This window comes from Aeromonas sp. TW 6 (assembly GCF_013168745.1).
Lineage (GTDB): Bacteria > Pseudomonadota > Gammaproteobacteria > Enterobacterales > Aeromonadaceae > Aeromonas > Aeromonas caviae.
Genome location: NZ_JABERS010000013.1, coordinates 55784 through 82117, shown reverse-complemented (window position 1 = coordinate 82117; position 26334 = coordinate 55784). Strand labels below are relative to the sequence as shown.

The following is a 26334-nucleotide window of genomic DNA, read 5'->3' as shown; positions in this document are numbered from 1 at the left end:
AAGGGAATGAAGGGTGTCATCTGGCTGGCGATCCCCGTGATGCTGGCGGGATGCGATCTGGTGCAAGACCGTTACCGGATGGAGTTCAGGGACGGATCCTGGCGGGAGATCGCCATCTCCCCGTTTTCCGACGAGGCGCGCTGGCGCGAGGGGTGTGCCACCGGCGAGATCCAGGTGGACATGACCCTGCCCCTGAAACGGGGCAAGGTGGTGAATGGCCGGGAGCAACTGCTCATCGGCGGCGAGCTGTTCGAGCTGGAGGATGCCCGTCTCTATCGCGGCAACGGCATGGTGCTCGGGCAGGCCCCGGACCATATCCAGCGGGGCCTCAAGGGGCTGGATGTCTGCCGTACCCTGCGCCCTGATCGCGGGGCCCTGCCCAAGCTCAAGGGCAAGGGATTTGGCGACTAGCGCTTCTGCTGCTTGAACGGGCAGGAGGCGTCGCCGAAAGCAGTGGGCAGCTTGATGGCGTGGGGGGGTCACAGGCCCGTCACGTCGGATGCCTCTGGGCAGCCCCCGATGTACGAGGCCCTGCCCAGGCTCAAGGGCAAGGGGTCGGCGACTAGCCGACCTGCTGCCTGAACCGGCGGCAGGCGTCGCCAAAGGCGGTGAAGAGTTTGATGGAGTGGGGGTTCTCGCTGGCCTTCCACTCCGGGTGCCACTGCACCGCCAGCAGGAAGGGGGAGAGGGCGGGAGCGTGGATCGCCTCGATCAGCCCGTCTTCGGCATGGGCCAGGGGGGCCAGCCCCTTGGCCAGCGTCTTGATCCCCTGCCCGTGGAGGGAGTTGACCGGAATCGACGGCTGCCCCATCAGCTCGGCCAGCCAGGTACCGGGCACCAGCTCGACCTGATGGCTCTCGCCATACTGCTCGTCCACCGGGTCATCCGCATCCTCCCGATGATCGTCATAACCCGGCTCGCAATAGACCTTCTGGTGAATGTCGCCTCCCAGGGCTACGTTGATTTCCTGCATGCCGCGGCAGATCCCGAGGATCGGCAGGCCACGGTCGAGGGCGGCGCGCACCAGGGGAATATCGAACAGATCCCTGTCCCTGTCCTGGGGCTTCTCCGGGGTGAGGTTCTCCTGGCCATAGAGGGCAGGATCGATGTTGGAGCCAGCACCGCTCAGATAGACCCCGTCGGCGAGGTCCAGATACTGCTCCAGATCCTCGGTGCCACAGCAGGTGGGCACCAGCAGCGGCACGCAGCCGCTGATCTCCACCAGAGGCTTGATGTATTTGTGGGTCATGACCTGGTAGGCGTGGCCACTGCGGGCCTGGGCCCCCATGGTCATCAGCACGACGGGTTTGTTATGGGCACTGGGGTTGGGCATAGGTCACCTTGGCTATCCTTGGCGGTCTCATCCTGCGCCTTGGGAAGGCCCTTGCCGCCTCGGCTCGCAAGGGCATGCCTCAAGGCATGGTCGTGGGATCAGGGTCGCGCCAGCGTGCCAGAATCGTCGGTCAGCCTTGGCAACGACAGCCTGGATCCTGCCTCCAGTCTGCCAAGGCCGTTCAATATGTCAAACAAAATGATGCAATTATGTTAACCGCTGATGTCGAGATGCGGCTGCGAGTCCCATTTAAAGGGGCTTGAGGGGGAATGCCTGGCGCGGCGAGCGATTTGATGGTGGATATATTAAACATCTGGCCGGGCGGCCGGATAGCAGAAGGGGCCCACAGGGCCCCTTGTCGACTCAGGCGTTCAGGATGAAACGTTCGATCACCTGGGCGACCCCGTCTTCATCGTTGCGCCCCGTGGTGTGCTGTGCCAGCGCCTTGATCTCGTCGGTGGCGTTGCCCATGGCGACCCCGAGTCCGGCGTAGGCGATCATGTGGTGATCGTTGCCCGCATCTCCCACCGCGATCACCTGGGAGGCATCCAGCTCCAGGTGCTCGGCCAGGGCGGCGACGCCGGTGCCCTTGTTGCTGCACTTGTTCATGAACTCGAGGAAATAGGGTGCGCTGCGCACCACGGTATAGCGCTCGTGGAGTTCGGCGGGCAGCTGGGCGATGGCACGGGAGAGCAGGGGCTCTGGGTCAATCATCATCACCTTCATGATCTGCTCGTCGTCGGGCAGGGTGGCGAAGTCCACCAGGTTGATGGGTTGACCGATGAGGCGGGATTCGTGCTCGGTGTAGGGGCTGATCCTGGGGCTGATGAGCCCCTGGCGGACGGAGAAGCCGTGGATGTTCACCCCCAGCTCACAGGCCAGGTGGGCGATGGCACGGGCGTCGCTGCCGGTCAGCAACTGGCTGCGGATGATGCGTTGCTCGGACACCTGCTGCACCAGGGCGCCGTTGTAGCAGATGACGTAGTCATCCTGGCCGGTGAGGCCCAGCTCGGTCAGGGCGGCGGTCATGCCTTCCAGCGGGCGGCCGGAGGCCAGCACCACGGTCACGCCCCTGGCGCGGGCTGCCGCGATGGCGGCCTGGGTGCGGGGGGAGATTCGGCCCTCTGGGGTCAGCAGGGTGCCATCCATATCCAATGCGATCAGCTTGTACATCTTCTCACTACCTGAGTCTGGCCGGCCCGCCCGATGGGGCCATGGGGAGGCCGAGTGTAGCGAAAATCGCCGCCGGGATCACGCCGCCTGCCGACGCGGGGGCACGTTGCCCCTCAGCGCTGGCCCTGGTAGGGGGTCAGTTGCAGCTGATCTTCCCGGATGGCGAAGTGGATGGGGCCGTGCTCGATGTCGACCCTGTTGTGGTGATGGGCCATCTCCACCTCGACGCCGGGGAAGAGGCGCTGGGTGGCGATGATGTCCATGTTGGCCATGAGCGCCTGCAGCTCCCGCTGCGCCTCGGCGAGCTGTTCGTCCAGGCTCTTGCTCTCGTCGAACTGGCGGGTGCGCAGCGCCTTGATCTTCTGCAGGGTCTCGGGATTGCGCTTGTCACGGGGCAGTTGCAGCAGCCGCAGGATGAGATCCTGCAGCTTGTCTATCTGCTCGGCGCAGGTCTGTTTGCGCTGGCGCAGCGCCAGCTCCTGCTCCTTCTGGCTGAAATAGCCACCGAGGATCTGCAACCGGGTCCGGTTGGCCGCCGAGGCTCCGAGCACCGGGGCCATGATGAGCCGGTTGGCGATGTTGATGCCGCCGATGAGGTGCCCCTTGCGCATGGCGCTGTCCCCCACCTTGAGATCCTGGCCGCTGCGGCAATAGCAGTGGCTGAGCTGGCTCAGGATATGGATGTCGCCATCGGCCTCCAGCCTGGCGTACTGGGCATAGCTGGCGTGGATCTCCCCCCCGGCGTTGAGGTGGCAGAGGTATTCGTCGTCCGCCAGCTTGCGCCCTATGATGCCGTTGCGCACCGTGATGGTGCCGCCGGATTCGATGTAGCCGCCCTCGACGAAGCCGCCGATCACCACGTCCCCGCTGGTCTTGACGCGCATGCCGGGCATGACGTCCCCGGTGACCAGCAGCGATCCCTCGAACTCGACGTGGCCGTGGCGGATGTCGACCTGCTTGACGTTGAGCACCTCGTCGACCCGCATCCCGGCACGCTCCTGACAGGGGAGCCCCGGGCGGGTCGCCAGCAGCAGGTCCGGATCCTCGGGGGAGAGGCAGGTGCCGTCACCCGGCGTCATGGGGCTCTCCTTGCCGTGGCGGGCGGTCAGGGTCTGGCCCGTCACGGTGAAGCCGTCGATGCCCTGGGTGGCGGGGTGCCTGCGCATCAGCAACGCCCCCGCCTTGACGGTGAGCAGGGTGCCGAGGTCGCGCATGTCCACCTTGCCGTGATCCCGCTCCTGGGGTTTGAGGATCCGCTCGGCTGCGGTCTCCACCAGCCGCTCCAGGCGGGTATCCAGGCCGTGCCTGGCGGCCTTGCCGAGGGCGATGACGGGATTGAGCTGGGCACCGGGTGCCGCCTCACCCGCTGCCTGGATGGCGGCGGCAAGCAGTCGCTCGCTCACCCCCTGCGTGACCGTGCTGGCCGCCAGGGCCTCCTGCAACCGGGCCAGGGTCAGGGGCTGGCCGCCCCAGTCCGCGGTGATCTGCGCCCTGGCGCTCATCTGGTCCTTGTCCACCTGGATGAGCAGCCTGGCATCCTGGCGCCGGGCAATGGGGACTGGCGGATGCGCGGGGGCATCCGGCTCTGCGATGAGGGCGTTGAGCAGGGTGACGGCTTCACGGATCCCCTCGCCGAGGGGTTCGTAGCGCCGGCAGTTGGAGAGTCGCAGCAGGGCGAGGACGTCGCTTTCCTGGATGGGCTCGGTGAGGCCCGGGGTGATGCGCAGGCAGACATAGCTCATGTCGGCCGACAGCTGAAACCACGCTTTGCTTAACACCGGGCCCTCCTTTGTTGTCCCTGTCCGGTTTGCCCCATGCCGGGGCCTCTCCTTGCCGGCATCCAATGCCGCCGGGGCGGATCCAACGCGCAGTATTCGGGTATTTTTCCTTCCGGGTCAACGATCTGAATGCAAATGGGTGAGCCGGGTTGAGGAAATATCGGCTGACGGGAGAGGGGCGGAGCCGGCCATGCCATGGTCTCCATTGCGGTTTTTTAGCGCAATATGCTGATGTTTTATGCTTTCGCTATCCAGAGTGTCCATCAAGTTGAGGGAGGCGATGCAAATCACCTTGCCAGGCAGGAAGAGAAGGATTTTAATCTGCCGCCGCCCCAGGGCGAGGACCCTGGTCGCCACCGATCAGCCCCTTTTTCTGTCCAACCGAACGAGCCCCATGACCGCCCAAGGCCACCTGCTGTTTTCCGTCACCTGCGTCCTGCTTGCCCACAAGGTCGAACTGACTCCGGCCCTGGCCGATGCCAGCCTGTGGCACATCGTCCCCATGGCCCTGGCGAGCGCCCTGCTGCCGGATCTCGATCACCCCCGTTCCCTGCTCGGGCGGCAACTGCCCTGGATCTCGGGGCCGCTCTCCCGGCTGTTCGGCCATCGCGGCTTCACCCACAGCCTGCTGGCGGTGGGGATGGGGGTCTGGGGGCTGGCCCAGGTAGAAGCCCCCTGGTTGCTGTCGGGGGCGGTGAAGGATGCCCTCATCGTGGGCTATCTCAGCCATCTGCTGGGGGACTGGCTCACCCCCATGGGCATTCCCCTGCTCTGGCCCTGGCGTCGGCGCTTTCGCCTGCCCGGCCTGCCCCTCAAGAGCGGCGGGGGTTACGAGAGGGCCTTCTGCCTGCTGACCCTGGCGCTCGCCGGGTACTGGGTCCATGGCGGTGCAGGCTTGGCTCACTTCTAGCCCCGGGCGCCCTCCTGGCACCTGGCCGTTCGGGTCAGGGTGAGGTAATCGGCGAGCACCGGCAGCCCCAGCAGGTGGCGGCGCAGCATGTCGAGGGCGGCGAAGGCGAGGATCCGGCGACCGCTCGCGGGATCCGGGTGGCTGACCCTGAGCGTCTGGCCGTGCAGTTGCCCGTCGGCGCAGAGCAGCAGCGGCACGCCGTCCGGTCCGGCACGGCCTATGGTGAGGCTCAGGGGGGCGGCGGGCACTGCCAGTTGAGTCAGATCGTCGCTCAGGGTGTGGCTGAAGCCGGCGGTCAGGGCCGGGTACCCGTGACACATGGTCAGCAGGGCGCCCCGGCTCTCCCCTTCCTGCAGGTGCAGCGACCGCTCCCCCAGCAGGGCCAGGATCTGGCTGGCAGGCGCCTCGTTGCCACGCCCCACCAGCCAGGGGGCGATGGCCGCAAGCAGCCTCGCCTCGGCGGCGTCCATGTCGGCGGTGCTGGCACCGTGGCCGATGAGCTTGAGCTCGATGAGGGGCATGGAGGAGCGGTAGCCCAGCTCGATGCCGGCAGGCCAGGGGGCCGCATCCAGCATGTCGCTGAGGGCGGACTCCGAGACGCCGAAGGTGTAGAAACGGCGCAGCTCGGTGTCGGTCTCTTCACCGGCCAGCGCCTTGAGGCGGGGCATGATCTGTTCGCGCACCATCTGCTGGAACTCGAACGGCACGCCCGGGGTGAAGAAGAGCCGGCTCTGGCCGTGGCTGGCCGGGTGGCGGACCACAAAGCCGCAGGCGGTGCCCACCGGGTTGTCGAGGATCTCGCAGTCCCGGGGCAGCCAGGCCTGCTTGGTGTTGCTCCGGGCCATGGTGCGGCCCCGACTGGCATAGCGTTCGGCCATGGTGGCGAGCCAGTCCGGGAACAGGGTCAGGGGCTGGTCAAACGCCTCGGCCGCGGCCTGGGCGGTGAGGTCGTCCGCCGTGGGGCCGAGCCCCCCGCACACCAGTACCACCTCGGCGCGGTTGGCGCTCTCCTGCAGCACGGCTGTCAGATCCGCGAGGTTGTCCCCCACGGTGGCGCGGCGGCGCACCTGCCAGCCCTGCTCCAGCAAGAGGGCACTTAGCCAGGCGGCATTGGTGTCCACCACCAGGCCGGTCACTATCTCGTCGCCTGTGCTGATGATCTCGATGCGCATGGGGACTCCTTGGGTGGGGCCAGCCCTCTCAGGGCTTGCCGTGTTCGAAGTAGTAGCTGATCCGGGTGCGGGGGTTGAGGTATTCGAACACCGCCGGGGGCAGGCGTTTGGGCTGGATCACCTTGGCGATGGTCAGCCCGGCCGCGTCGAGGTCGATGATGGCCGCCTCCTGGCGCGGAATGCGGGGGTCGTATACCAGCACGGCGGGGTAGAGCAGGCGGGAGGCGTTGACCGACATCACTAGCCCCACCTGGCCGTTGGAGAGCTGCACCACGCTACCCGGGGGGTAGACCCCCATCAGCCGGATCAGCATGCCGAGGTGATCGGCGTTGAACTGGGACTTGCGCTGCTTGTAGAGGCTGCCGAGGGCCGCGTAGGGCACCTTGGCCTCCAGGTGGCAGAGGTTGTCGTACTCGTTGATGAGGGAGACGATCTGGGTGAGGGGATCGAGCTGATCGCCCTTGAGCCCCTGGGGGCCGGTGCCGTCCAGGTACTCGTGGTGGTTCTGCACTATCTGCTTGGCTGCTTCCGGAAAATCGCTGACCAGCCCCAGCAGTTCCAGGCCGTAGCGGGGATGCTGGGCCATCAGGTTCTGCTCCGGCTTGGTCAGCGGCTCCGTCTTGCGCAGGATCTGGCTCGGGATCCTCAGCTTGCCGATGTCGTGGAACAGGGCCCCCATGCCGACCTGGCGGATCGCCTCGGCCGGCAACTTGCACTCCCGGGCGAGCAGCATGCTGAGCACGCTGACGTTGAGGGAGTGAAACTGCAGGCTGTTGCCATCATCGCTGTCGGAGACCAGGTGCAGCACCATCTCGTCCACCGAGAGGAGCTGCTCCGTCATGGCGTTGATCAGCTCCTGGGCCTCGCTGATGGCGTTGAGGGGGCGGGACTGGATCTTGCCCATGAGGTTGCGCACCTGGGCCAGGGATTGGCGGAACTGTTTCTCGCACTGCTGCAGGTCGCGGCGATAGCGCTGCAACTGCTCGATGCGCCGCAGTTTCTCCTGCTGCATCTCCTCCTGGCGGGCGACAAGACCCTCTCCTTCAACCTCATCCGCCTGGGACTGGGTTTGTCCGAGGGGCTTGGGCGGCGTGTCGCTCTTGTCGGGAATGATGGTCACCAGCTTGAGGCCAAGGCGACGAATGAGCTCGATCTCCTCCTCGCTCTTGAGCTTGAAGCTGGAGAACAGAAACGGGTGCTCACGCCATCCCAAAGGCAGGGAGACATAATTGCCGACTTGCAGCCGTTCTACGGAGATCTTGATTCCTGTCATGGGGTTGGGCACGAGGGACACACTGAGCCGTATGCTAGTCAAAGGGCGGGGTGAATACAAAAGGTATCTGATGACAGCGGGAGCGCTTTATTATAGGCTTCTAGATGTCCAGACATATTTACCGATGCAGTACAGGGAGTCAGCATGCCGATCAAGATCCCGGACCAGTTGCCCGCCGCCGAAGTGCTGGGGCAGGAGAACATCTTCGTGATGACGGAATCCCGGGCCGTCACCCAGAACATCCGCCCGCTGCGGGTGCTCATCCTCAATCTGATGCCCAAGAAGATAGAAACCGAGATCCAGCTGATGCGGATGCTCTCCAACTCGCCCTTGCAGGTGGACGTGGATCTGTTGCGCATCGACGATCGGGAGTCGAAAAACACGCCCCAGGCGCACCTGGAGAACTTCTATCACGATTTTGAGCAGGTGAGAGGCAACAACTACGACGGCATGATCATCACGGGGGCGCCGCTCGGGCTGGTGGAGTTCGAGGAGGTGGTCTATTGGCCCCGCATCGTCGAGATCATCGAGTGGTCCCATCAGCATGTCACCTCCACCCTCTTCCTCTGCTGGGCGGTGCAGGCGGCGCTGAAAGCCTTGTACGGCATGGAAAAGCAGACCCACGGCGAGAAGCTCTCCGGGGTCTATCGCCACCACCGCCTCGACGAGCACGAGGCGCTGCTGCGCGGCTTCGATGACGAATTCGTGGCGCCCCACTCCCGCTATGCGGCCTTCGACGGGGATCTCATTCGCGCCCACACTGATCTGCAGATCTTCGCCGAGTCGGAAGAGGCGGGCGTCTATCTGGCCGCCACCAAGGATTGTCGCCAGGTGTTCGTCACCGGCCATCCGGAATATGACGCTCTGACCCTGGATGGGGAATACCGGCGGGATCTGGCGGCCGGGCTCACCCCCGTCATTCCGGTCAACTATTACCCGAACAACGACCCAAGCCAGACCCCGCGCGCCACCTGGCGTAGCCACGGTCACCTGCTGTTTTCCAACTGGCTCAACTATTACGTCTACCAGTTGACCAGCTACAAGGTGGAAGACATCGGCAAGGTGTTTACCTACCAGCAGCCCAAGGGATAGAGCCCATCAGTCCGCCCCGGCCAGCCGCCGTCCACGGGTATCGAGCCAGTGACGGTGGCAGGCCAGGGTGAAGGCCCGTGGCCGTCTGGCCCGGATGAGGGTCATGGCCTCCTGCTGGGGCAGCCCCTGGGTCATCAGCAGCAGGGCGGCCGCCAGCCCGGTACGCCCGCTTCCTCCGTGGCAGTGAATGGCAAGGTGCCGTCCCTCGCGCAGCAGGGCGAGCAGTCGGGGTTGCACCCCGGGCCAGGCCTGTTCGAAGGCGGCATCCGGTGCCTCGTCATCCGCAATGGGCAGATGGAACCAGCTCATGCCTCTGGCCTGCACCAGCTGCCCGAGAGAGAGGGGCCCGCACAGGGCCAGCTCCTCCACCGTCATCAGGGTCAGCACCCCGCCGGCACCGGCCAGCTGCAACTGGGCAAGGGCGTCGGCCATGGGGACCTGCTGGCTGCCGGGGCAGGGGGTGAGCAGGAGCTGGCCGTCGAGCCGTGGAACGTCCAGGCTCCAGAAGGGATGGGCACTGAGCATGGGGTTCCTCGTGGTGGCCGGGATCAACGGGATCGGCATCCCGCGGGTGCGGCACAGCATAGAGGGGCCGGAGGCGATGTCAATCTGCGTTGTGTTCGGCCCGGTTTACGGGCAGAGTCTAAAAAAATCGAGCGATGCAAGGAGTAAAGATGAGAAACCTGGATCAACTGGACTTGGACATCCTGGCCCATCTGTTTCGCGATGCGGGCATGACCAACAAGGATTTGGCGGCCCTGGTCGGGGTGGCGCCGTCCACCTGTCTGGAGCGGGTGCGCAAGCTGCAGCAGGATGGCGTGCTCAAGGGGGCGCACTGCGAGGTGGATTACCAGGCCCTGGGCGGTCACATCCAGGCCATGGTCTCCCTGCAACTGGCCCGTCACAGCCGCCAGATCATCGATGCGTTTCGCGACGCCATCCTGGCCCTGCCCGAGGTGATCAGCCTGTTTCACATGGGCGGCAAGGATGATTTCCTGGTGCACCTGTGCGTCTCCGATACCGAACACCTGCGCAATTTCGTCTTCGATCACTTCACCTCCCGGGAAGAGGTGGTGCACCTCGAGACCTCCCTGGTGTTCGAGCACAGGTTCAGCCGCTCGCTTCCCTGCTTCCCCCACCCCTGACGGGGCGAGCCGCAAGAAAAAACCGCCCGAGGGCGGTTTTTTGTGGGCGGTTCCTCAGTTGAGAGCCAGCCGGCTGTCCTGCGCCGTCCGGTAGAGCCCCTGCTGATAGGCCAGGCTGCCCCACAGGACCAGCCCCAGGGCGGCATCTTTCATGGTGTCCGGCTGCTGCGCCGGGGTGAGCGTTTCAGTCGCATCCTCGTAGATGAAGCCTTCCGGCGCCCGCTCGGGCTGCAGGATCACCACATCCTTGCCACGCATCAGGGCGAAGTTCTTGTCGTACTGCATGATGGCGCGTCCCGGCCAGTCGGCGGGCATGCGGGTGAGATCCTTGCCCAGCATGGGGTAGTCGGCACTGATGCCCATGAGGGAGAGCAGGGTCGGGGCCATGTCGATCTGGCTGACGATGCGGGGATCCTTTCTCGGTGCTATGCCGTCCCCCAGGATGACCCCCGGGATGTGGAAGCGGGGGATGGGCACCAGGCTGGCTCCCCCGACCCGGCTGTCGTGATCGGCGATGACCAGGAACAGGGTGTCCTTCCAGTAGTCCGATGCCCTGGCCTTCTTGAAGAACTCGCCGACGGCGTAGTCCGCGTACTTGGCGGCGTTGTTGCGGGTCTGCTTGGGCTGCTCGTACAGGGCGATGCGGTTGTCGGGGAACTCGAAGGGATCGTGGTTGCTGGAGCTGAACACCAGGCTGAAGAAGGGTTTGCCCTCCTTGTGCAGCGCCGCGAAGGTCTCGTTGGCCTTGGCCATCAGATCTTCATCCGAGGCGCCCCAGGATCCCTCGAACACCGGGTTCTTGAAGTCCTTCTGCTCGACGATGGTGGTGAAGCCGTTGCCGAGGAAGAAGCTGCGCATGTTGTCGAAGTGGCTCTCGCCGCCATAGATGAAGCTGGTGTCATAGCCTCGCTGCTTGAGCAGGTCAGCGATGGTGAAGAAGTTGGTCTGGCTCTTGCCGAGCTTGACCACGGCCTGGGCCGGGGTCGGCGTGAAGCCGGTGAGCACCGCCTCGATGCCGCGTACCGAACGGGTACCGGTGGCGTAGAGCTGCTCGAACGCCCAACCCTCTTTCGACAAGGCATCGATGTTAGGGGTGAGCGGCAGGCCGCCGAGGGAGCCGACGAACTGGGCCCCCAGGCTCTCTTGCAGCAGGATCACCAGGTTTTTGGGCTTGCCCTGGTAGCTGGCCGTGTTGAAAGTCTGGCTCGGCAGATCGGCAGAGGTGAAATCGCCGAGAGGGCGACCGCTCTCCTCGCGGACTATGTCGAGTACCTGATGGTCAGCCATCTTGCCGTAAAACTGGCTGGCGTCCTCCTCGGCCCCCATCTGCTTGATGGCAAAGAAGAGGGAGTAGGCGGAGTTGACGGTGAGGGCGTTGACCAGGGGATCGTCCGCAAAGGCCACCATGGCCGGATTCAGGGCGCGATGGCCGAGACTGGAGCGGGCGCCGAGGAAGCCGACGGCGAGGATCAGCAGGGCGAAGGCGGGGCGCCAGTACCAGCGGGGGAAGCTTAGGTCACGCACCAGGCGGCCGCTCAGCCACCAGCCACCGCCCAGCACGGCGCCGCTGAAGATCACGGCCAGCAGCAGCTCGCCCTTGCGGCCAGCCCACAGCATGGAGAGCACCTCCTTCGGATAGATGAGGTACTCCACATAGAGGCGGTTGGGGCGTACCCCGTATTCGGTGACGAAGGCGGGAGTGGAGATCTCGAGAAAGAGCATCAGCCAGAGCCCCAGGGTGAGCCAGATCCGCATAAGCTGCATCCAGAGCCGCCCCGGCGCGTGGGGTCCGGCCAGCAACTGGGTCAAGACGGCGGGTACGCCCCAGACCCAGCAGAGAGTGGCGACGTCGACGCGAATGCCTTGCAGCAGCATCTCCTGCCAGCCAGAGACGGCATCCACCCGTTCCAGTTGCCAGAGCCCCAGGCCAAGGCGGCTGACGGTCAGGGAGATGAGCGCAATCAATGAAAAGACGGCGATGGGCCAAACCGGTCCCAGCCATTGTCTGATGGTGGTCATATTGTTCCTGCAAACCTGTTTGCGCCCAGTCCCCGGACGCATTGTTGTTATGGTGCAGGAGTATGACAGTGGCGCCTGGCAAAGGTTGCATGGGGGTGAGGTATAAATGGAGAAGTTGGCACGTTTTATGATTTTTTGTGACGGGATGCAGGGTTTGAAGAGAGCATAAAACGCTGGGGAAACTGTGATCCTGCTGGCACATCGAGACAATGGTCGTGCCTATAATGGCGCCGGATTTCTCAATCGGAGCCGAAGGGATGCCGGTCTTCATCGATGTGGAATATATGCAGGGCTGGTCTCTGTTCGTGGTGCTCTCCGACGGCACCACAGGCGTGCTGGATCTCACCCCCTGGCGCGGCCAGCCGCTGTTTGCGGCCATGGAGACCGAGCGTCGCTTCGCCCGTGTCTTCATCGATGATCGCCATCAACTGGCGTGGCCCTCGGGCTTCACCCTGGCGGCCCACGAGGTCTACCACCTGATCCTGCCCATCGACGAGCGCGCCGCCTTCCCCGATCGCAACATGCATCGTTTCTGACATGCTAACTCGTTGAGTCAGGTAACGTTTTCAGTCACAGACCCGCGTCGGTCAGGTCGTTATCATGACCCCAGTGCGGCGCTTTGGGCGCCCATCCACCACAGCGGGAACATAACAATGAAACAAGGAACGTTGCGTCGTGGCGGCCTCATCGGGGCCGCCCTGTTACTGACGGCTTGCGGCAGCGGGGGAGGCGGTGGCAGCAGTGACCCCCAGCCCCCGGTGGTCAATCCGCCCCCTGCGTCGGCCAGCCGCGCCTGCTACGGCAATGATCAGCCAGCCTGCAACCTGCGCACCTACCAGGTGATGGTGGAGTCCTTCGTCGACGGCGACGGTAGCGCCAACTACGGCGTCGGTTACGGCCCCTCCCGGCACAACGGCGATCTGCAGGGGATCATCGACAGCCTCGACCACATCAAGAGCCTCAACGTCAACGCCATCTGGCTCACGCCGGTGTTTGACTCCTGCGCCGGCCAGGCCGGGGACGACCGGCTGGATGCCACCGGCTACTTCGCCTGTGACTTCTTCAACGTGGATCCCAACTTCGGCAGCAACGCCCAGCTTAAAAAACTGGTGGACGGGGCGCACCAGCGCGGGCTCTATGTCTTCCTCGACGGGGTGTTCGGCCACGTCAACAAGGTGGGGGTGAGCAAGCCTTCACCAGAGGGGCGGCTGCCTGCCCTCAAGAGCGGCGGCGCAGGCTACCCGGGTCAGCTGGTGGATTACGGCCAGCCCGAGAGTCTGGCCTACTTCAAGGAGGTGGCCCGTTACTGGGTCGAGCAGTACGGCATCGACGGCTGGCGCCTCGATCAGGCTTATCAGTTGGGGCTGGATGACTGGCGCGCCATTCGCAGCGAGGTGGCCCAGGCCAGCGCGGCGCGCAAGGCCGCCGGCCAGCAGTGGGGCACCCTCGGCTACATGGTGGGGGAAGTGTGGAAGGGCGCCGACGAGATCCGCGCCCAGGCCTATGGCCCGAGCGACAACCCGGCGCTCTCTTCGGCGTTCGACTTCCCCCTGCGCTACGGTTTGGTACAGGCGCTGGCGGTGGAAGAGTCCGGCAAAGGCGGGCAGGGGGCCAGCGTGCTCGACGCCAGCTGGAACAAGGTGGAGAACTACCCGGACCACGCCATGCCCAACCTGATGCTGGGCAACCACGATCTGGTGCGCTTCGGCGATCTGCTGGAGCGGGGCAACTTCAATGGGGCGGATTACTGGCAGCGCCACAAGGCGGCCTTCAGCTTCATGGCCGCCCGCTCCGGTCCCATTACCTTCTACTATGGCGAGGAGTTTGGCGACGAGGTGCCTGGCTTTACCAGTCAGGTGGGGGGCGACTGTGCGGCCCAGGGGCTCTGCGATGATCACGTGGCCCGCAGCGATGGCAAGGTGCCCGGTGTCACCGGCTTCGTGCCGAGCAGCGAGCAGAGCGATCTGAAGCAGTGGCTCAGCCAGCTGCTGGCCCTGCGCGCCGCCCACCCCGCCCTCTATCAGGGGGAGCGGGTCAAGCTGGTGGCCGAGGGGAGCGTCTATGGCGACATCAAGCAGACGGCGGGCGAGCAAGTAGTCTACCTGCTCAATGTCTCCACCACGCCTCAGAGCTACGCCGTGCCGGTCGGCAAGCTGCGCAGCGGCAGCGCCCTGGTGGATCTGCAGAGCGGCGAGAACCTGGCCATCGGTGGCAGCAGCGTGACGGTGGACTTGCCACCCCTCACCGGCCGCTTCCTGCTGGTACGCTGAGGGAGGCGGGCAACAAAAAGGGCTCCATTATGGAGCCCTTTTTCATGGTGGCGGCTTACTTCTCGATGCCGCTGCCCAGATCGTCCCGGCGGGAAGAGACCGAGGGCTCGGCCCCGTGGCGCCAGTGTTCCAGCCGGTTGTGCACCCCGCGGCGCAGGCTCTTGAAGCTGGCTTCCAGGTAGTCCACCCCCACCAGGATGGAGAGGGTGACGACGGTGAGCAGCAGCGCCTGATGCAGCATGTCCATGCCGATGAGGGCGCCGAGGGCGGCCAGCATCCAGATGGCGGCGGCGGAGGTCACCCCCAGCACCTGACCATCCCGGGTCATCATGACCCCGGCCCCGAGAAAGCCGACCCCGGTGATGAGCTGACCCAGCACCCGCGCCTGATCGGCGCCCTGAGGACTGACGGCGGCGCCGATGGCGAGAAAACAGTAGGTGCCGAGCACGATGAGGGAAGAGGTGCGGATCCCCACCGGCTTGCCGCGAAGCTGCCGCTCCAGCCCCACCAGGGTGCCACACACCAGACATACCAGGATGTTCTCCCAGCCAAGGGGCGCGATGTCCCACCACTGCATTGTCATCATATCCACCTCTGCTCGCGATGCTTGTTATCCTGTCGCGCTCTGCCCCCGGTTCTCCAGCCGCTGGCGGAAGGCCCGGGCGAGGCGCTCGTAGAGGTCCTTTGCCTCCCTGTCTTCAATATCGCCACGTATCCAGGGGTTGTCGATGATTTCCAGCAACACGCAGCCCTGACCCTGCTGGCGCAGATCCACCCCGAACAGGCCGTTGCCGAGCTGGTGCACGGCGCGGCGGGCGGTTTGCAGCACCCGCTCCGGCACGTCGCTGAGGGGCAGCGCCTCGATGCGGCTCATGTCGAGGGGGTGTTTGCGGCGACGGATGCGGTTGCCGGGTTCGGGTCGGTAGCGGCGGCAGGCGAACAGCGGCGAGCCGTCGAGAAAGCCGATGCGCCAGTCGAACTCGGCAGGGATCCGGCTCTGGACCAGCAGCAGGGCGGAGCGGGCCAGCCCCTCGTCCAGCAGGCGGGCGAGCTGGATGTCATCGCTGGCCATGGCGAGGTCGCGCCCCTGGGCGCCGTCGGGGATCTTCACCATCAGCGGCAGACCGAGGCGCTGCACCAGTTCGTCCACATGCTGGCGGCCGCGGCGGGTCACGACGGTGGTGGGGGGCATGGGCACGCCGCTGCGCACCATCAGCTCGTAGAGATAGAGCTTGTTGCTGCAGGCGAGGATGGCACGGGAGCTGTCGATGACCGGCATCTTGAGCTGCTCGGCACGGCGGGCAAATTCGAAGGTGTAGTGGCCGACCGCGGTCTCGGCGCGCAGCCAGAGGGTGTCGAACTCCGGCAACCGCTCGATGGCCGAGGGAGGCAGGATCTCGGCCTGGATCCCCTGGGCAGCGGCCGCCTTGATGAAACGCTCCAGCGCCAGGGCATCGCTGCTGGCGCGGCCGTCGTTGGGGTCGACCAGGATGGCGAGCTGGTAGCGTGGCGCCGTCTGTTCCTCGTCCCCCGTGCCCACCAGCGCCTGGGCGTGCTGCACCATCAGCGCCTTCTCGCTCGGGCTCAGCGCCAGCGGTGACAGGCTCTCCTGCTGGCGCACCGACCAGCCGTGGCGACCGCGCTTGAGGGTCAGCTCCTGCAGCGGCAACTGGCTCAGGCCGTAGTAATAGCGGGCGAGCCCCGCCAGCTCGCTCTGTTCGCACTGGCCGAAGATGGCGCGCACCCGGATCCTGTCCTCGCTCTGCTGGGCCAGCCAGCCCTGCAATTTGCGCCACAGCTTGGCGGGAGGCTGCTGGGGTTGCAGCCTGCTGATGGCCTGCAATCCCGGCAGGCAGTGGTGGCCGCGGGCCTGGGCCAGCAGGGAGCAGTAATAACCGGCCCCCAGGTGTTCCAGGCTGCGGCAGAGGTTGATGATGCGCGGACGCCCCCCTGTGGTGGGCAGACCGTGTTGCAGGTAGGTGCGGGCGGTCAGCAGATAGTCGGCATGGCAGGGCCAGTCGCCCGGCTCCTCGACGATGACATAGGTACTCATATTTTCAGGCTCCACAGAAAGGACTGCCAGAAACGGCAGGATCCCCAGTGGGCTTCGATGCACCGACAAGCACGACAATGGCGCGAGGGGAAACAAGAGGTTACAGTGCCTAATATTCTGCCTTGGTAACTTGTGATACAAGTCGCATTTCTGGTGCTGAGGATAAATAACCGAACAAGGACTCCCCGTGTTGACCGTGCGCGCCGCCCGAGCCGATGATTTGGGCGCCATCGTGAAGCTGGAACGCTACTGTTTTCCCCCCGAGGTCGCCTTCGGCCGCAGCCGCTGGCACTATCTGCTCAATCAGGCCAAGGGGCGCACCCTGCTGCTGCAAGACGAGAAGGCGCAGGTGATGGGCTATGTGAGCGTGCTGGAGCACAAAGGCTGGGATCGTCTCATCATCCAGACCCTCGCCATCCGCTGGACCGTCCGCCGTCAGGGGTGGGCACGCCGCCTGCTGGAGCAGGTGATCCGGGAAGGGCGCGAGGCCGGCTGGGGGGCGATTCGCCTCGAGGTCGCCGACGCCAACCCAGAAGCCAGGACCCTCTATCAGGGGCTGGGGTTTCGCCCCGGGGTACGGCTGCCCGATTATTACGGGCCCGGCCAGCATGCCCACCGCCTGGTGCTGGCGCTGGGGAATGAGCGGCAGGCGCCATCATGAGTTGCGAAGATTGCCTGGCTACGGCCATCAGGGCCAAGCTCGGGCGCTGCCCGGTCTGTGCCGCCCAGACCTTTCTCATCGGGGTCGTCGGCTGGCTGGTCTGGTGGTGGTGCGGCGCCGATACCTCGGTCAACGCCCTGACCGGCCTGCTGTTTGCGCTGGGGGGCTCGGGTCTCTTCCTGCTGCATCTGGCGGTGTTCGCATGGCGAAAGCTGGGCAAACGCGACATATAACGTGCTGATTTTTCAAGAAGACAAATAACAATGGAGGTTCACATGATTGCAATGGTAACGGGCGCCTCGTCCGGCTTTGGTGAGGCCATCAGCCGCCTGCTGGTGAGCGCTGGCCACCGGGTGATCGGCACCGGGCGCCGCGGCGAACGGCTGGCCGCCCTGTCCGAGGATCTGGGCGAGCAGTTCCTGCCCCTGGTGTTCGACGTCCAGGACAAGGCTGCCACCCGCGCCGCCATCGAGGGGCTGCCGACCGAATGGCAACAGGTGGACCTGCTGGTCAACAACGCCGGCCTGGCACTGGGGCTGGAGCCTGCCCACAAGGCAGACCTTGAGGACTGGGAGCAGATGATCGCCACCAACATCAGCGGCCTGACCCTGATCACCCGGTTGCTGCTGCCGGGCATGGTGGCGCGCAACTGCGGCCACGTCATCAATATCGGCTCCATCGCAGGGACCTATCCCTATCCGGGCGGCAACGTCTACGGCGCGACCAAGGCGTTCGTGAAGCAGTTCAGCCTCAACCTGCGTGCGGATCTGGCGGGCACGGCGGTGCGTGTCACCAACGTGGAGCCCGGCCTGTGTGGCGGCACCGAGTTCTCCAACGTGCGCTTCCACGGCGACGACGCCAAGGCGGCCACCGTCTATCAGGGGGTGCAGGCCATCCTGCCGGAAGACATCGCCAATACCGTACTCTGGATCAGCGAGCAGCCTGCCCACGTCAACATCAACAGCATCGAGATCATGCCGGTGGCCCAGACCTTCGGTCCGCTCCACATCAGCCGTCGCTGATGTCATGACGAGCCGACTTCTGTCCACAAGAGGCGCCTTCGGGCGCCTTTTTTTGATGGGTCTGGTCGCACTCGTCATGGAGTGCAGAAGGAGGCGTGCTGCGACCCGTGCTGAACCATCGAAAGAGGGGGTACTCAAGTTGGCCTGCATTTTGCTGTCTCCGGCCCATGGCGGGGAAACCATCCCCGGAGCCGGCGAGGCCGGCAGTGAGCGTGGAGCCTTCATGGATATCAAACCCTATGGTCATCAACTCGCCCAGAGCGCGTCCCAGAACCGTGCCCTGGCGACCCTCAGCGACAGCGATGACAAGCAGAGCGGCTGGTCTCAGCAGGTCAGCCTCTCCAGTCAGGTGCTGACCGGCAAGGCGCAGCAGGCACTGACCTACGAGCATCTGGCCAGGAACGGCAAGAACACAGTCCTGACCGGTGGCGTCAAGGATGCGCGGGTGCAGCAGATGGTGGACAAGGCCCTGGGCTTTGATCGCAAAAAATTTGACGATCTCGAGCGTCAGCTCAAGGGGATAGCGGATGACAAGACGCTCTCTGCCGAGGAGCGCGAAACGCAGAGCAAGGACCTGGCCGCGCAGCGCGATGCCATGCTCAAGGAGGCCATGGATCGCCTCACCGGCAAATCCGCCTCCCAGGTATGACGTGATTCAAACGGAAATCTTTGGGCGTTAAAGGCAAGGGGTTGCCCCCTTGCCACGGGGCCGGCAGGCCGTGGGAGGCACGGCCTGACGTGGTCAGGGCTCAGGGACTCTGGGGGGCGATCCCGATGGCGATGGCGGTGGTCTGCACGGCCTTTATCTGGTCCCCCTTGGCGATGAGGGCGAACTGGGCCGGATCCTGCACCTTGAGGGTCAGGGTATGGTCGACCCCCTTGACCCGGATGGTCTGGTGCGCCTTGTCCACGTCGATGACGTCGGCATAGATGGTTACCTGCATGCCAGCGCCGGCAGCGGGTTTCTCCCCGGCGGCCGCCTTGCCCCCTTCCACTTCCACCACCCGTTTTCTCACCCCGGCGGTGCCCTTGAGCAGGGTCAGGTCCAGCAGTTGCAGATATCTCAGGGCCACGACATCTCCCACCTTGAGCTGGGGAAGGTTGGTCACCTCCTCCCCGGCGATCAGGTCCAGGGTCTGCCCTTCGGCATTTTTCAGGCTGACCTTGCGGGTGGCCAGGTCGATGGCGGTGACGGTTGCCCTGGCGGTCAGTTCTTCGGCCAGGCTGGCTTGTCCGGGGGCCACGGCCACATGGGTGGTGACCTCGGCGGCATAGAGCAGGGGAGGGGCACAGAGGGTGAGGACACCCGCAATCCAGGCGTGCTTCAGTTTCATGATAGAGACCCTGTGAGTGGGAAAGGGACCCCGGGAGGGGCTTGAGGGGGCGACGAACTCGTCTTCCCGCTATCACCATAGCAAAGCCGGGCAGGAGCGCCCGGCATCGGCAGGCTGGCATCGTATTTTTGACGACAGGCTCCCGTTTTTGACCTGATGGCACGGCAGGCGCACAATTCCCCGGCATGCAATCAACCGAGGGCTCTGCCGTGTACAACTTCCAATATGCCAATCCCACCCGCATCTGCTTTGGTGAAGGCCAGATCGCCAGGCTGCCCGAGCTGATCCCGGCCGGCAGCCGTCTGCTGGTGCTCTACGGGGGTGGCAGCATCAAGCAGAACGGGGTCTATGAGCAGTTGACCCAGGCGCTGGCGGGCCGGGAGTGGCTGGAGTTTCCCGGCATCGGCGCCAACCCCCAGTACGATCAGCTGATGGAGGCGGTGGCTCTGGTCAAGCGCGAGCGCATCGACTTCCTGCTGGCGGTGGGTGGCGGCTCCGTGGTGGATGGCACCAAGTTCGTGGCCGCCGCTGCCTGCTTCGAGGGGGACGATCCCTGGGAGATCCTGCGGGACAAGGCCCCCATCAAGGCAGCGCTGCCGCTGGGCTGCGTGTTGACCCTGCCGGCCACCGGCTCGGAGAGCAACCCCGCCGCCGTGGTGAGCCGGGGGGAGGCCAAGCTCTCCTTCTACAATCCGCTGGTGCAACCGGTGTTTGCGGTGCTGGATCCCGCCACCACCTACAGCCTTCCACCGCGCCAGGTGGGCAATGGCGTAGTGGATGCCTTCGTCCACATCCTCGAGCAGTACCTCACCTTCCCGGTGGGGGGCGAGGTGCAGGACCGGCTGGCGGAAGGGCTGCTGCAGGTGCTGGTGGACAACGGTCCGCGCGCGCTGGCGGAGCCCACCAACTACCAGGTGCGCGCCAACCTGATGTGGGCGGCCAGCCTGGCGCTCAACGGCCTTATCGGTCGCGGCGTGCCCCAGGACTGGTCCACCCACGCCATCGGTCACCAGCTCACCGCCCTGCACGGGCTGGATCATGCCCAGAGCCTGGCTGTGGTGTTGCCCTCCCTGCTGCGGGAGCAATCGGCCCAGAAGCAGGAGAAGCTGGCGCAGTTCGCCGAGCGGGTATGGCACTCCAGCCGCGAGGACAAGGCGCTGCGCATCGAGGAGGCCATCATCCGCACCGAGCAGTTCTTCCAGCAGATGGGGGTGGGTACCCGGCTTGCCGACTACGGGCTGAGCGAGAGCTGCATCCCCGGTATCTGCTCCAACCTCAAGCGTTTCGGGCTGACCGCCCTCGGGGAGCAGCAGGACATTGATCCCGACAAGGTAGCCAGGATCCTGTCCCACGCGCTGTAAGTCATCCTGGCAACCATAGTGGCGCGGATCCTTTCCCTCGCCCTCTGATCACCGGCTGGCCAACGGAAAAGAAAGCGCCCCGATCATCGCAATGCTGTTCAGATAAGCACTTTTTTGACTGATTATTCATAAATTGGATTTGAGTTGAGGGGGCAAGGCTGTGTCCAGTCGATCTTCCTCCAGCCTTTATCCAGCGGGGCTTGCAATAGAAAGAGGGAGGCATCATGCCTCCCTCGATTTTTTGTCCTGATACTACGTGGACTGGAACTCAAATTCTCTTAAGTGAACAGCATTGCCCCGATCATCGAGGCGTTTTGCGTGGTGTCGCCGGGCACTGCCGTTTATTCGGCGCTGCGGTCCAGCTCGCGCTCCAGCGCCGCCGCCTTCTGGCGGGCCGGATGGGTATTGAGGCGCTGCCAGTAGGCTTGCAGATGCGGGAACTGGGCCAGCTGGCCGCTCTGGGCCAGCAGATCCACCAGGAAGGAGTTCAGGATGTCGGCGCCGGTGAGGCGATCGGCCACCAGGTAACGGCGGCTTGCCAGCACCTCATCGAGGTAGCCCAGCACCTTGGTACACTCGGCTTTGGCGTAGTCCGGCAGGAAGCGCATCGGGCTGCCATCCTTGCGCACGAACATATCGAGCAGCAGCGGCAGAATACCGGAGCTCTCGGCGAAGTGGAGCCACTGTAGGTATTCGGGATACTCCGGGCTGTCAGTGGCCGGTGCCAGCCGTTCCGGAGCGTGGCGGGCGATCAGGTATTCGGTGATGGCACCGGATTCCGCCAGCACCCGGCCGTCAAACTCGATGACCGGCGACTTGCCGAGGGGGTGGACGGCCTTGAGCTCGGGCGGCGCCAGGAAGGTGGCGGCATCGCGCTGGTAGGCCTTGATCTGGTAGGGCAGGCCCAGCTCTTCAAGCAGCCAGATGATGCGCTGGGAGCGGGATTTGTTCAGGTGGTGCAGGACTATCATGGAAACCTCGACGCAGTGACGGAAGGCGGTGATACGCAGCGCCCCGGCAGCAGGTTCACTTATGGATGAAAAAGAGCGGGCGTGGTGCCCGCTCCTTCGTCGATTGACTCAGGCCTCCAGCGCCTGATCCAGATCCGCCAGTATGTCCTCGATGGCTTCGATCCCCACCGACAGCCGGATCATCTCAGGTTTCACTCCAGCCTTGGCCTGCTCCTCTTCGCTCAACTGGCGATGGGTGGTAGAGGCGGGGTGGCAGGCCAGGGACTTGGCGTCGCCGATGTTGACCAGCCGCTTGAAGATCTTGAGGGCATCGTAGAAGCGCACGCCCGCCTCGTAGCCGTCCTTCAGGCCGAAGGAGAGGATGGCCGAGGGGCGACCGGCCATGTACTTCTCCGCCAGCGGGTAGTGGGGGTGACCCGGCAGACCGGCGTAGCTGACCCAGGCCACCTTGGGGTGGTGCTTGAGGTGGTGGGCCACCCGCAGAGCGTTGTCCACGTGGCGCTCCATGCGCAGGCTAAGGGTTTCCAGCCCTTGCAGTAGCAGGAAGGCGTTCATCGGCGCCAGCGCCGCCCCGGTATTGCGCAGCGGCACGGTGCGCACCCGGCCGATGAAGGCAGCCGGGCCGAAGGCCTCGGTGTAGACCACCCCGTGATAAGAAGGCTCGGGTTGGGTCAGCTGGGGGAAGCGCTCGGCGTGATCCGCCCAGGGGAACTTGCCCGAGTCGACGATGACGCCCCCCAGGGAGTTGCCGTGGCCGCCGACATATTTGGTCAGGCTGTGCACCACGATGTCGGCGCCGTGTTCGATGGGTTTGCACAAGACCGGAGTGGCGACCGTGTTGTCGACGATGAGCGGCACGCCGCGGGCGTGGGCGGCCTTGGCCAGGGCGGCGATGTCGACGATGTTGCCGGCCGGGTTGCCGATGCTCTCGCAGTAGACCGCCTTGGTTTTGTCATCGATGAGGGCGGCGATGGCCTCGGCGCTGTCATCCTTGGCGAAGCGTACCTCGACCCCGAAGCTCGGCAGCATGTGGGCGAACAAGGTGTAGGTGCCGCCATAGAGTTGGGGGGTGGAGACGATGTTGTCACCGGCGGCGGTCAGCGCCTGGATGGCGTAGGTGATGGCGGCGGAGCCCGCCGAGACCACCAGGCCGGCGATGCCCCCTTCCAGCGCGGCCATCCGCTGCTCCAGCACATCGTTGGTGGGGTTCATGATGCGGGTGTAGATGTTCCCCGGCACCGCCAGATTGAACAAGTCCGCCCCGTGCTGGGCGCTCTCGAACTCGTAGGCCACCGTCTGGTAGATGGGCACGGCCACCGCCTTGGTGGCGGGATCGTTGGCAAAGCCGTGGTGCAGGGCCAGGGTCGCATCTTTCATCACACACTCCTTGTTGGATGTCACCATTATGGATGGATAGACGTCCAATCTAGCAGTCCTGGCGCCGATGTAAACCACCCATTCCGGCAAAGCAATGCCGGGGGATGGGGGTGACCGGATGGCGTCGGTGACGGCAACCTCAGAGACGGCGGCGATACTCCCTGTCGTCTATCTGGTGCATGTCCCACTGCATCAGGCGGTTGAGCTGCACCATGGGATCTTCGACCAGCGTCAGAGGGCGGGGCAGGATCCTCAGGAAGTAGCGACGAAGGGTTTGCTGGATCCGGTTCGGTTTGAGGGGGGTGGCATGGCTCATGATGGTGCTCCTGTGCTGTGGTTCTCACGTTCGCCAGCAGTATTGAGCTAAAATGCGGAAGTAAAAACTGATGACTTTCAGCTACAGGATTTCCTCTTTTATGCCTACCACCCGCCTTTATCAGCAATTTCAACGGCTCGCCCAGCAGCTTGGCTGCGACGAGCGGGAGATCAGCCTCGCCGAGGTGGCGGATCTGCTCTGCTGCACCCCCCGCAATGCCCGCCTGCTGCTGCGCCGCATGGAAGGGCAGGGCTGGCTGTGCTGGACGGCAGAAGCAGGGCGGGGGCGGCGCTCCCGCCTCACCCTGCTCGACAACCAGGAGAGCCTGACCCGGCGCCGATTGCGGGTTCTGCTGAGTCAGGGCCAGCTGGCGCAGGCGGTGAGGCTGGCCGAAGATCGCCTGGATCTGCTCACCCCGCTGCTCATCGAGCAGCTCGGCCAGGCCACCCGGGAGGGGCGCCAGATCCTGCGGGTGCCCTACTACCGGCCCCTGCCCGGTCTGTTGCCCACCGCGCCCTTGCGCCGCTCCGAAATTCACCTGAGCCGCCAAATCTTCAACGGTCTGACCCGGCGAAACGAGGAAAATGGGGAAATCGAGGGGGATCTCGCCCACCACTGGGAGTGTCTGGCCCCCTGTCACTGGCGCTTCTATCTGCGCCCCGTGGTGCGCTTTCACCATGGCCGCGAACTGGTGGTGGAGGATGTGATGGAGAGCCTGCAGGCCTTGCGGGATCGCCCGCTGTTCGCCCATCTGGCACGGCTGGAGAGCCGCTGGCCGCGCACCCTGGACATCCATCTCGACAGCCCGGATCCTCTGCTGCCGCACCTGCTGGCCGAGCCGGTGGCGGCCATCCTGCCGCGGGAGCTCAAGGAGGAGGCGAATTTCGCCCTGCAGCCGGTGGGCACCGGCCCCTATCGGGTGAGCGCCAACGACCCGCTGCACCTGTGCCTCGAAGCATTTGACGACTATTTCGGGCTGCGGGCCCTGCTCGACGAGATCGACATCTGGATGCTGCCGGAGCTGGCGGAGCGGCTGGAGAGCCACGTCAGGCTGGGCAGCGACACCCCGGAGCTTGGCTCCATGCGCGGGGAGTCAGAACTGGAATCCGGCTGCTACTTCCTGCTGCAGGACGACAGATCGGCCCCCCTGCAGGACCCGGCCCTGCGCCAGTGGCTGACCCGGCTGCTCAACCCCATCGCCCTGATGGCCCGGGTGGCGCCCGAGCTGCAGCGGGGCTGGACCAGCGCGCTGGGTCTCCTGCCCCACTGGCGCGAGAGCCTGCCTCTTCCCGAGTCCGGCCCGGTCAGCCTGCCAGCGCGGCTGGTACTGGCCTGCTTCAACCAGCATCTGGAGTTCAACGAGTGCGCCAGCGCCATGAGCAGCCTGTTGGCAGAGCAGGGGATCCAGCTCGAGGTGCGTACCCTGGACTACGGGCGCTGGGTGAGCGGGGAGGATGAAGATGTGGATCTCTGGTTCGGCACCCTCAACCTGGAGCATGAGCACGCCTTCGCCCCTTACGCCTGGCTTCAGGGCACCCCCTTGCTGCGCCGGGTGTGGGGCGGCCAGCAGGCCCTGTGGCAGGGATTGACGCAGTGGCGCGCCCATGGTGAAGAGCCCGGCCCCCGCGCCCTGCTGGCCGAGGTGCAGCGCCAGAGCTGGTTCGTGCCGCTGTTTCACCACTGGCTAGAGCTGGAGAGCCGGGTCGGCGTGCACGGTGTGCGCATGACGGCCCTTGGCTGGTTCGATTTTCGCAGCGCCTGGTTAAAGCCCGAGCAGGTGGCGCAGGAGCCGGAAACCGGCGGTGGCTCTCACCCCCAGGCAGGGACGCTTGAGTCGGACGGGTTGGCGCGCTAGCCTGTGCGCGGTCCTACGACAAGGAGTCGACATCCATGCTGGAAATGCAGATCCAACCCCGTTTTCAAGAGACGGACGCCCTCGGCCACATCAACAACACGGTGCCGGCGGTCTGGTTTGAATCGGCCCGTGATCCCCTGTTTCGCCTCTTCTCGCCCGAGCTGGATGTGCATGACTGGCATCTGATCATCGCGGGCTACACGGTGCAATTCAAACGGGAGCTGTTCTATGGCCAGATGGTGTCGATCAAGACCGGCGTGCGGCGTATCGGTACCAGCTCCTTCACGCTCTGGCAGGAAGCCTGGCAGGGCGGCGAGCTGGCGGTGACCGCCGAGACGACCCTGATCCATTTTGACTACCGGACCCGGCAGTCCATCCCTTTGAGCGAGGCTCACCGGGAGGGACTGAGGACCTGGCTGGTAGAGAGTTAATCCGGCCTTCGGGCCTACCACAGGACACTTATGCGCACAACCGCGATCGCCCTGAGCCTCGGCTTGGGACTGGGACTCTGCTCCCTGCCTTCATTTGCCGCCTCCCTGGCCGAGCAGTTCACCCTGATGGAGAAGGGGGCCGACAGCGCCCTCGATACCCGCTTGTTCAGCCACGATGGCGCTGACATCAAGGCCTGGGTCGACGGCACGCCCGTCATCATCGCCGTGCCCATCCTGAACGAGCAGGGTAAACAGGAAGGGGAGAGCCGTTACTACTTCAAGGGCGGCAAGCTGTTCGGGGTGAAGGAGCCCGCCGCCCAGTTCGCCTTCGATGACAGTGGCAAGCTGACCCAATGGCTGGACGACAAAGGGCAGCCTGCGGAGTTTGTCAGCAAGATGAGCATGCAGCAGCGGGAAGCCTGGCTGACCAGACGGGCGGCCGAGCTGGGCGGGTTGTTTGCACCGAGCACCGCCGAGGAGAGGGCTGACAAGGGCGTCAAGCTCAAGGGGGCCGAGCTCGCCCAGTGGCTCTGCAATGGCAAGCTGATGGCGCTCGCCGGAGGTGACAAGGTGACCTTCGAGCCGGCCAAACTCAAGAGGAGTGCAGAGGGCATCAAGGGAGAGGTTTCCCTGCGCCAAGAGAAGGGGTGGCAGGATCTCTGCCTCACCTGCGAGGTGCAGGGCAACCGGGTGACTCGCCTCACCTGGCAGCCGCTGCCGGGTGCCAACAAGCCGCAGTAAGGGCGGCAGCGTCAAAGAATGGGGGCCCACTTGCGGGCCCCTTTTTC

At 65.0% G+C, this 26334-nt stretch carries 27 protein-coding genes; 14 read left to right on the top strand and 13 right to left on the bottom strand.

Features of this window, described 5'->3' with window-relative positions; genetic code table 11:
* Positions 1 to 6: 6 nt before the first annotated feature.
* Positions 7 to 411, top strand: coding sequence for a hypothetical protein (locus tag HKD46_RS08790; protein ID WP_010672705.1), 405 nt, complete (start codon positions 7 to 9; stop codon positions 409 to 411).
* 151 nt (positions 412 to 562) lie between these two features.
* On the opposite strand, the gene HKD46_RS08785 is transcribed toward HKD46_RS08790, so the two are convergent.
* The 3 genes from HKD46_RS08785 to HKD46_RS08775 form a co-directional block, all read right to left on the bottom strand.
* On the bottom strand, positions 563 to 1333 hold the full coding sequence (locus tag HKD46_RS08785) for a gamma-glutamyl-gamma-aminobutyrate hydrolase family protein (protein ID WP_039039802.1): 771 nt from the start codon (positions 1331 to 1333) through the stop codon (positions 563 to 565).
* Positions 1334 to 1696: 363 nt separating this feature from the next.
* Positions 1697 to 2506: a sugar-phosphatase gene (gene yidA / locus HKD46_RS08780; protein ID WP_171865276.1), complete on the bottom strand. Its 810-nt coding sequence runs from the start codon at positions 2504 to 2506 to the stop codon at positions 1697 to 1699.
* Between the two features lie 113 nt (positions 2507 to 2619).
* Complete coding sequence (locus HKD46_RS08775) at positions 2620 to 4284, bottom strand: DUF342 domain-containing protein (RefSeq protein WP_311698277.1); 1665 nt, start codon at positions 4282 to 4284, stop codon at positions 2620 to 2622.
* 394 nt (positions 4285 to 4678) lie between these two features.
* Between HKD46_RS08775 and HKD46_RS08770 the strand changes: the two genes are divergently transcribed.
* Entirely contained in the window at positions 4679 to 5194 is a 516-nt protein-coding gene (locus tag HKD46_RS08770) for a metal-dependent hydrolase (RefSeq protein WP_010672710.1), read from the top strand.
* Here the strand turns inward: HKD46_RS08770 and HKD46_RS08765 are convergent.
* Together HKD46_RS08765 and HKD46_RS08760 are read right to left on the bottom strand one after the other, a co-directional pair.
* Positions 5191 to 6366, bottom strand: coding sequence for a molybdopterin-binding protein (locus HKD46_RS08765; RefSeq protein ID WP_161470162.1), 1176 nt, complete (start codon positions 6364 to 6366; stop codon positions 5191 to 5193). The genes HKD46_RS08770 and HKD46_RS08765 overlap by 4 nt on opposite strands.
* Before the next feature lie 28 nt (positions 6367 to 6394).
* Positions 6395 to 7639, bottom strand: a complete 1245-nt coding sequence (locus tag HKD46_RS08760; protein WP_041212363.1) for an HD-GYP domain-containing protein — start codon at positions 7637 to 7639, stop codon at positions 6395 to 6397.
* Positions 7640 to 7783: 144 nt separating this feature from the next.
* Here HKD46_RS08760 and metA point away from each other — a divergent pair, with 144 nt between their 5' ends.
* Entirely contained in the window at positions 7784 to 8731 is a 948-nt protein-coding gene (gene metA / locus HKD46_RS08755; protein ID WP_010672713.1) for a homoserine O-succinyltransferase, read from the top strand.
* A 6-nt stretch (positions 8732 to 8737) separates the two neighbouring features.
* On the opposite strand, the gene HKD46_RS08750 is transcribed toward metA, so the two are convergent.
* Positions 8738 to 9256, bottom strand: coding sequence for a tyrosine-protein phosphatase (locus tag HKD46_RS08750; protein ID WP_010672714.1), 519 nt, complete (start codon positions 9254 to 9256; stop codon positions 8738 to 8740).
* A gap of 149 nt (positions 9257 to 9405) precedes the next feature.
* Here HKD46_RS08750 and HKD46_RS08745 point away from each other — a divergent pair, with 149 nt between their 5' ends.
* Positions 9406 to 9876 (top strand): Lrp/AsnC family transcriptional regulator, encoded by a 471-nt coding sequence (locus tag HKD46_RS08745; RefSeq protein WP_010672715.1) that lies wholly within the window; start codon positions 9406 to 9408, stop codon positions 9874 to 9876.
* 54 nt (positions 9877 to 9930) lie between these two features.
* On the opposite strand, the gene HKD46_RS08740 is transcribed toward HKD46_RS08745, so the two are convergent.
* Positions 9931 to 11895 carry an LTA synthase family protein gene (locus tag HKD46_RS08740; protein WP_171865274.1) on the bottom strand — a complete coding sequence of 655 codons (1965 nt, stop codon included), beginning with the start codon at positions 11893 to 11895 and terminating at the stop codon, positions 9931 to 9933.
* A 257-nt stretch (positions 11896 to 12152) separates the two neighbouring features.
* Between HKD46_RS08740 and HKD46_RS08735 the strand changes: the two genes are divergently transcribed.
* Complete coding sequence (locus HKD46_RS08735) at positions 12153 to 12431, top strand: DUF2442 domain-containing protein (RefSeq protein ID WP_039039795.1); 279 nt, start codon at positions 12153 to 12155, stop codon at positions 12429 to 12431.
* Positions 12432 to 12548: 117 nt separating this feature from the next.
* Positions 12549 to 14165, top strand: a complete 1617-nt coding sequence (locus HKD46_RS08730; RefSeq protein WP_171865272.1) for an alpha-amylase family protein — start codon at positions 12549 to 12551, stop codon at positions 14163 to 14165.
* 55 nt (positions 14166 to 14220) lie between these two features.
* Here the strand turns inward: HKD46_RS08730 and HKD46_RS08725 are convergent, their stop codons facing one another.
* Both HKD46_RS08725 and HKD46_RS08720 read right to left on the bottom strand, forming a co-directional pair.
* Entirely contained in the window at positions 14221 to 14751 is a 531-nt protein-coding gene (locus HKD46_RS08725; protein ID WP_039039793.1) for an MgtC/SapB family protein, read from the bottom strand.
* Positions 14752 to 14775: 24 nt separating this feature from the next.
* Entirely contained in the window at positions 14776 to 16218 is a 1443-nt protein-coding gene (locus HKD46_RS08720) for a RimK family alpha-L-glutamate ligase (protein ID WP_010672720.1), read from the bottom strand.
* 187 nt (positions 16219 to 16405) lie between these two features.
* On the opposite strand from HKD46_RS08720, the gene HKD46_RS08715 reads away from it, so the two are divergent.
* From HKD46_RS08715 to HKD46_RS08700, 4 genes are all read left to right on the top strand, one after another.
* A complete protein-coding gene (locus HKD46_RS08715) occupies positions 16406 to 16879 on the top strand; it encodes a GNAT family N-acetyltransferase (protein ID WP_171865270.1) in 474 nt (157 codons plus the stop codon).
* Positions 16876 to 17112, top strand: coding sequence for a DUF3624 domain-containing protein (locus HKD46_RS08710; RefSeq protein ID WP_041212265.1), 237 nt, complete (start codon positions 16876 to 16878; stop codon positions 17110 to 17112). The genes HKD46_RS08715 and HKD46_RS08710 overlap by 4 nt, the downstream gene beginning before the upstream one ends.
* A 42-nt stretch (positions 17113 to 17154) precedes the next feature.
* Positions 17155 to 17901, top strand: a complete 747-nt coding sequence (locus HKD46_RS08705) for an SDR family oxidoreductase (protein ID WP_052815614.1) — start codon at positions 17155 to 17157, stop codon at positions 17899 to 17901.
* Between the two features lie 223 nt (positions 17902 to 18124).
* Positions 18125 to 18550 carry a hypothetical protein gene (locus HKD46_RS08700; RefSeq protein ID WP_104456047.1) on the top strand — a complete coding sequence of 142 codons (426 nt, stop codon included), beginning with the start codon at positions 18125 to 18127 and terminating at the stop codon, positions 18548 to 18550.
* Between the two features lie 100 nt (positions 18551 to 18650).
* Here HKD46_RS08700 and HKD46_RS08695 read toward each other — a convergent pair whose 3' ends face one another.
* Positions 18651 to 19235: a hypothetical protein gene (locus HKD46_RS08695; RefSeq protein ID WP_052815615.1), complete on the bottom strand. Its 585-nt coding sequence runs from the start codon at positions 19233 to 19235 to the stop codon at positions 18651 to 18653.
* Between the two features lie 185 nt (positions 19236 to 19420).
* Between HKD46_RS08695 and HKD46_RS08690 the strand changes: the two genes are divergently transcribed.
* Positions 19421 to 20596 carry an iron-containing alcohol dehydrogenase gene (locus tag HKD46_RS08690; RefSeq protein WP_080989986.1) on the top strand — a complete coding sequence of 392 codons (1176 nt, stop codon included), beginning with the start codon at positions 19421 to 19423 and terminating at the stop codon, positions 20594 to 20596.
* Between the two features lie 341 nt (positions 20597 to 20937).
* Here HKD46_RS08690 and HKD46_RS08685 read toward each other — a convergent pair whose 3' ends face one another.
* The 3 genes from HKD46_RS08685 to HKD46_RS08675 form a co-directional block, all read right to left on the bottom strand.
* The gene (locus HKD46_RS08685; RefSeq protein WP_052815618.1) at positions 20938 to 21567 is read right to left on the bottom strand and encodes a glutathione S-transferase family protein; all 630 of its coding nucleotides are present in this window, start codon (positions 21565 to 21567) and stop codon (positions 20938 to 20940) included.
* Between the two features lie 108 nt (positions 21568 to 21675).
* A complete protein-coding gene (locus tag HKD46_RS08680) occupies positions 21676 to 22944 on the bottom strand; it encodes an O-acetylhomoserine aminocarboxypropyltransferase/cysteine synthase family protein (RefSeq protein ID WP_171865268.1) in 1269 nt (422 codons plus the stop codon).
* Positions 22945 to 23083: 139 nt separating this feature from the next.
* Positions 23084 to 23260, bottom strand: a complete 177-nt coding sequence (locus HKD46_RS08675; RefSeq protein WP_080767934.1) for a hypothetical protein — start codon at positions 23258 to 23260, stop codon at positions 23084 to 23086.
* A 100-nt stretch (positions 23261 to 23360) separates the two neighbouring features.
* On the opposite strand from HKD46_RS08675, the gene sgrR reads away from it, so the two are divergent.
* The 3 genes from sgrR to HKD46_RS08660 are packed head-to-tail and all read left to right on the top strand — an operon-like array spanning position 23361 to position 26287.
* A complete protein-coding gene (gene sgrR, locus HKD46_RS08670; RefSeq protein WP_128313194.1) occupies positions 23361 to 25115 on the top strand; it encodes an HTH-type transcriptional regulator SgrR in 1755 nt (584 codons plus the stop codon).
* 35 nt (positions 25116 to 25150) lie between these two features.
* A complete protein-coding gene (locus HKD46_RS08665; protein ID WP_052815623.1) occupies positions 25151 to 25546 on the top strand; it encodes a thioesterase family protein in 396 nt (131 codons plus the stop codon).
* A 30-nt stretch (positions 25547 to 25576) separates the two neighbouring features.
* Positions 25577 to 26287, top strand: a complete 711-nt coding sequence (locus tag HKD46_RS08660; RefSeq protein ID WP_171865266.1) for a hypothetical protein — start codon at positions 25577 to 25579, stop codon at positions 26285 to 26287.
* The last annotated feature ends 47 nt before the right edge of the window (positions 26288 to 26334 follow it).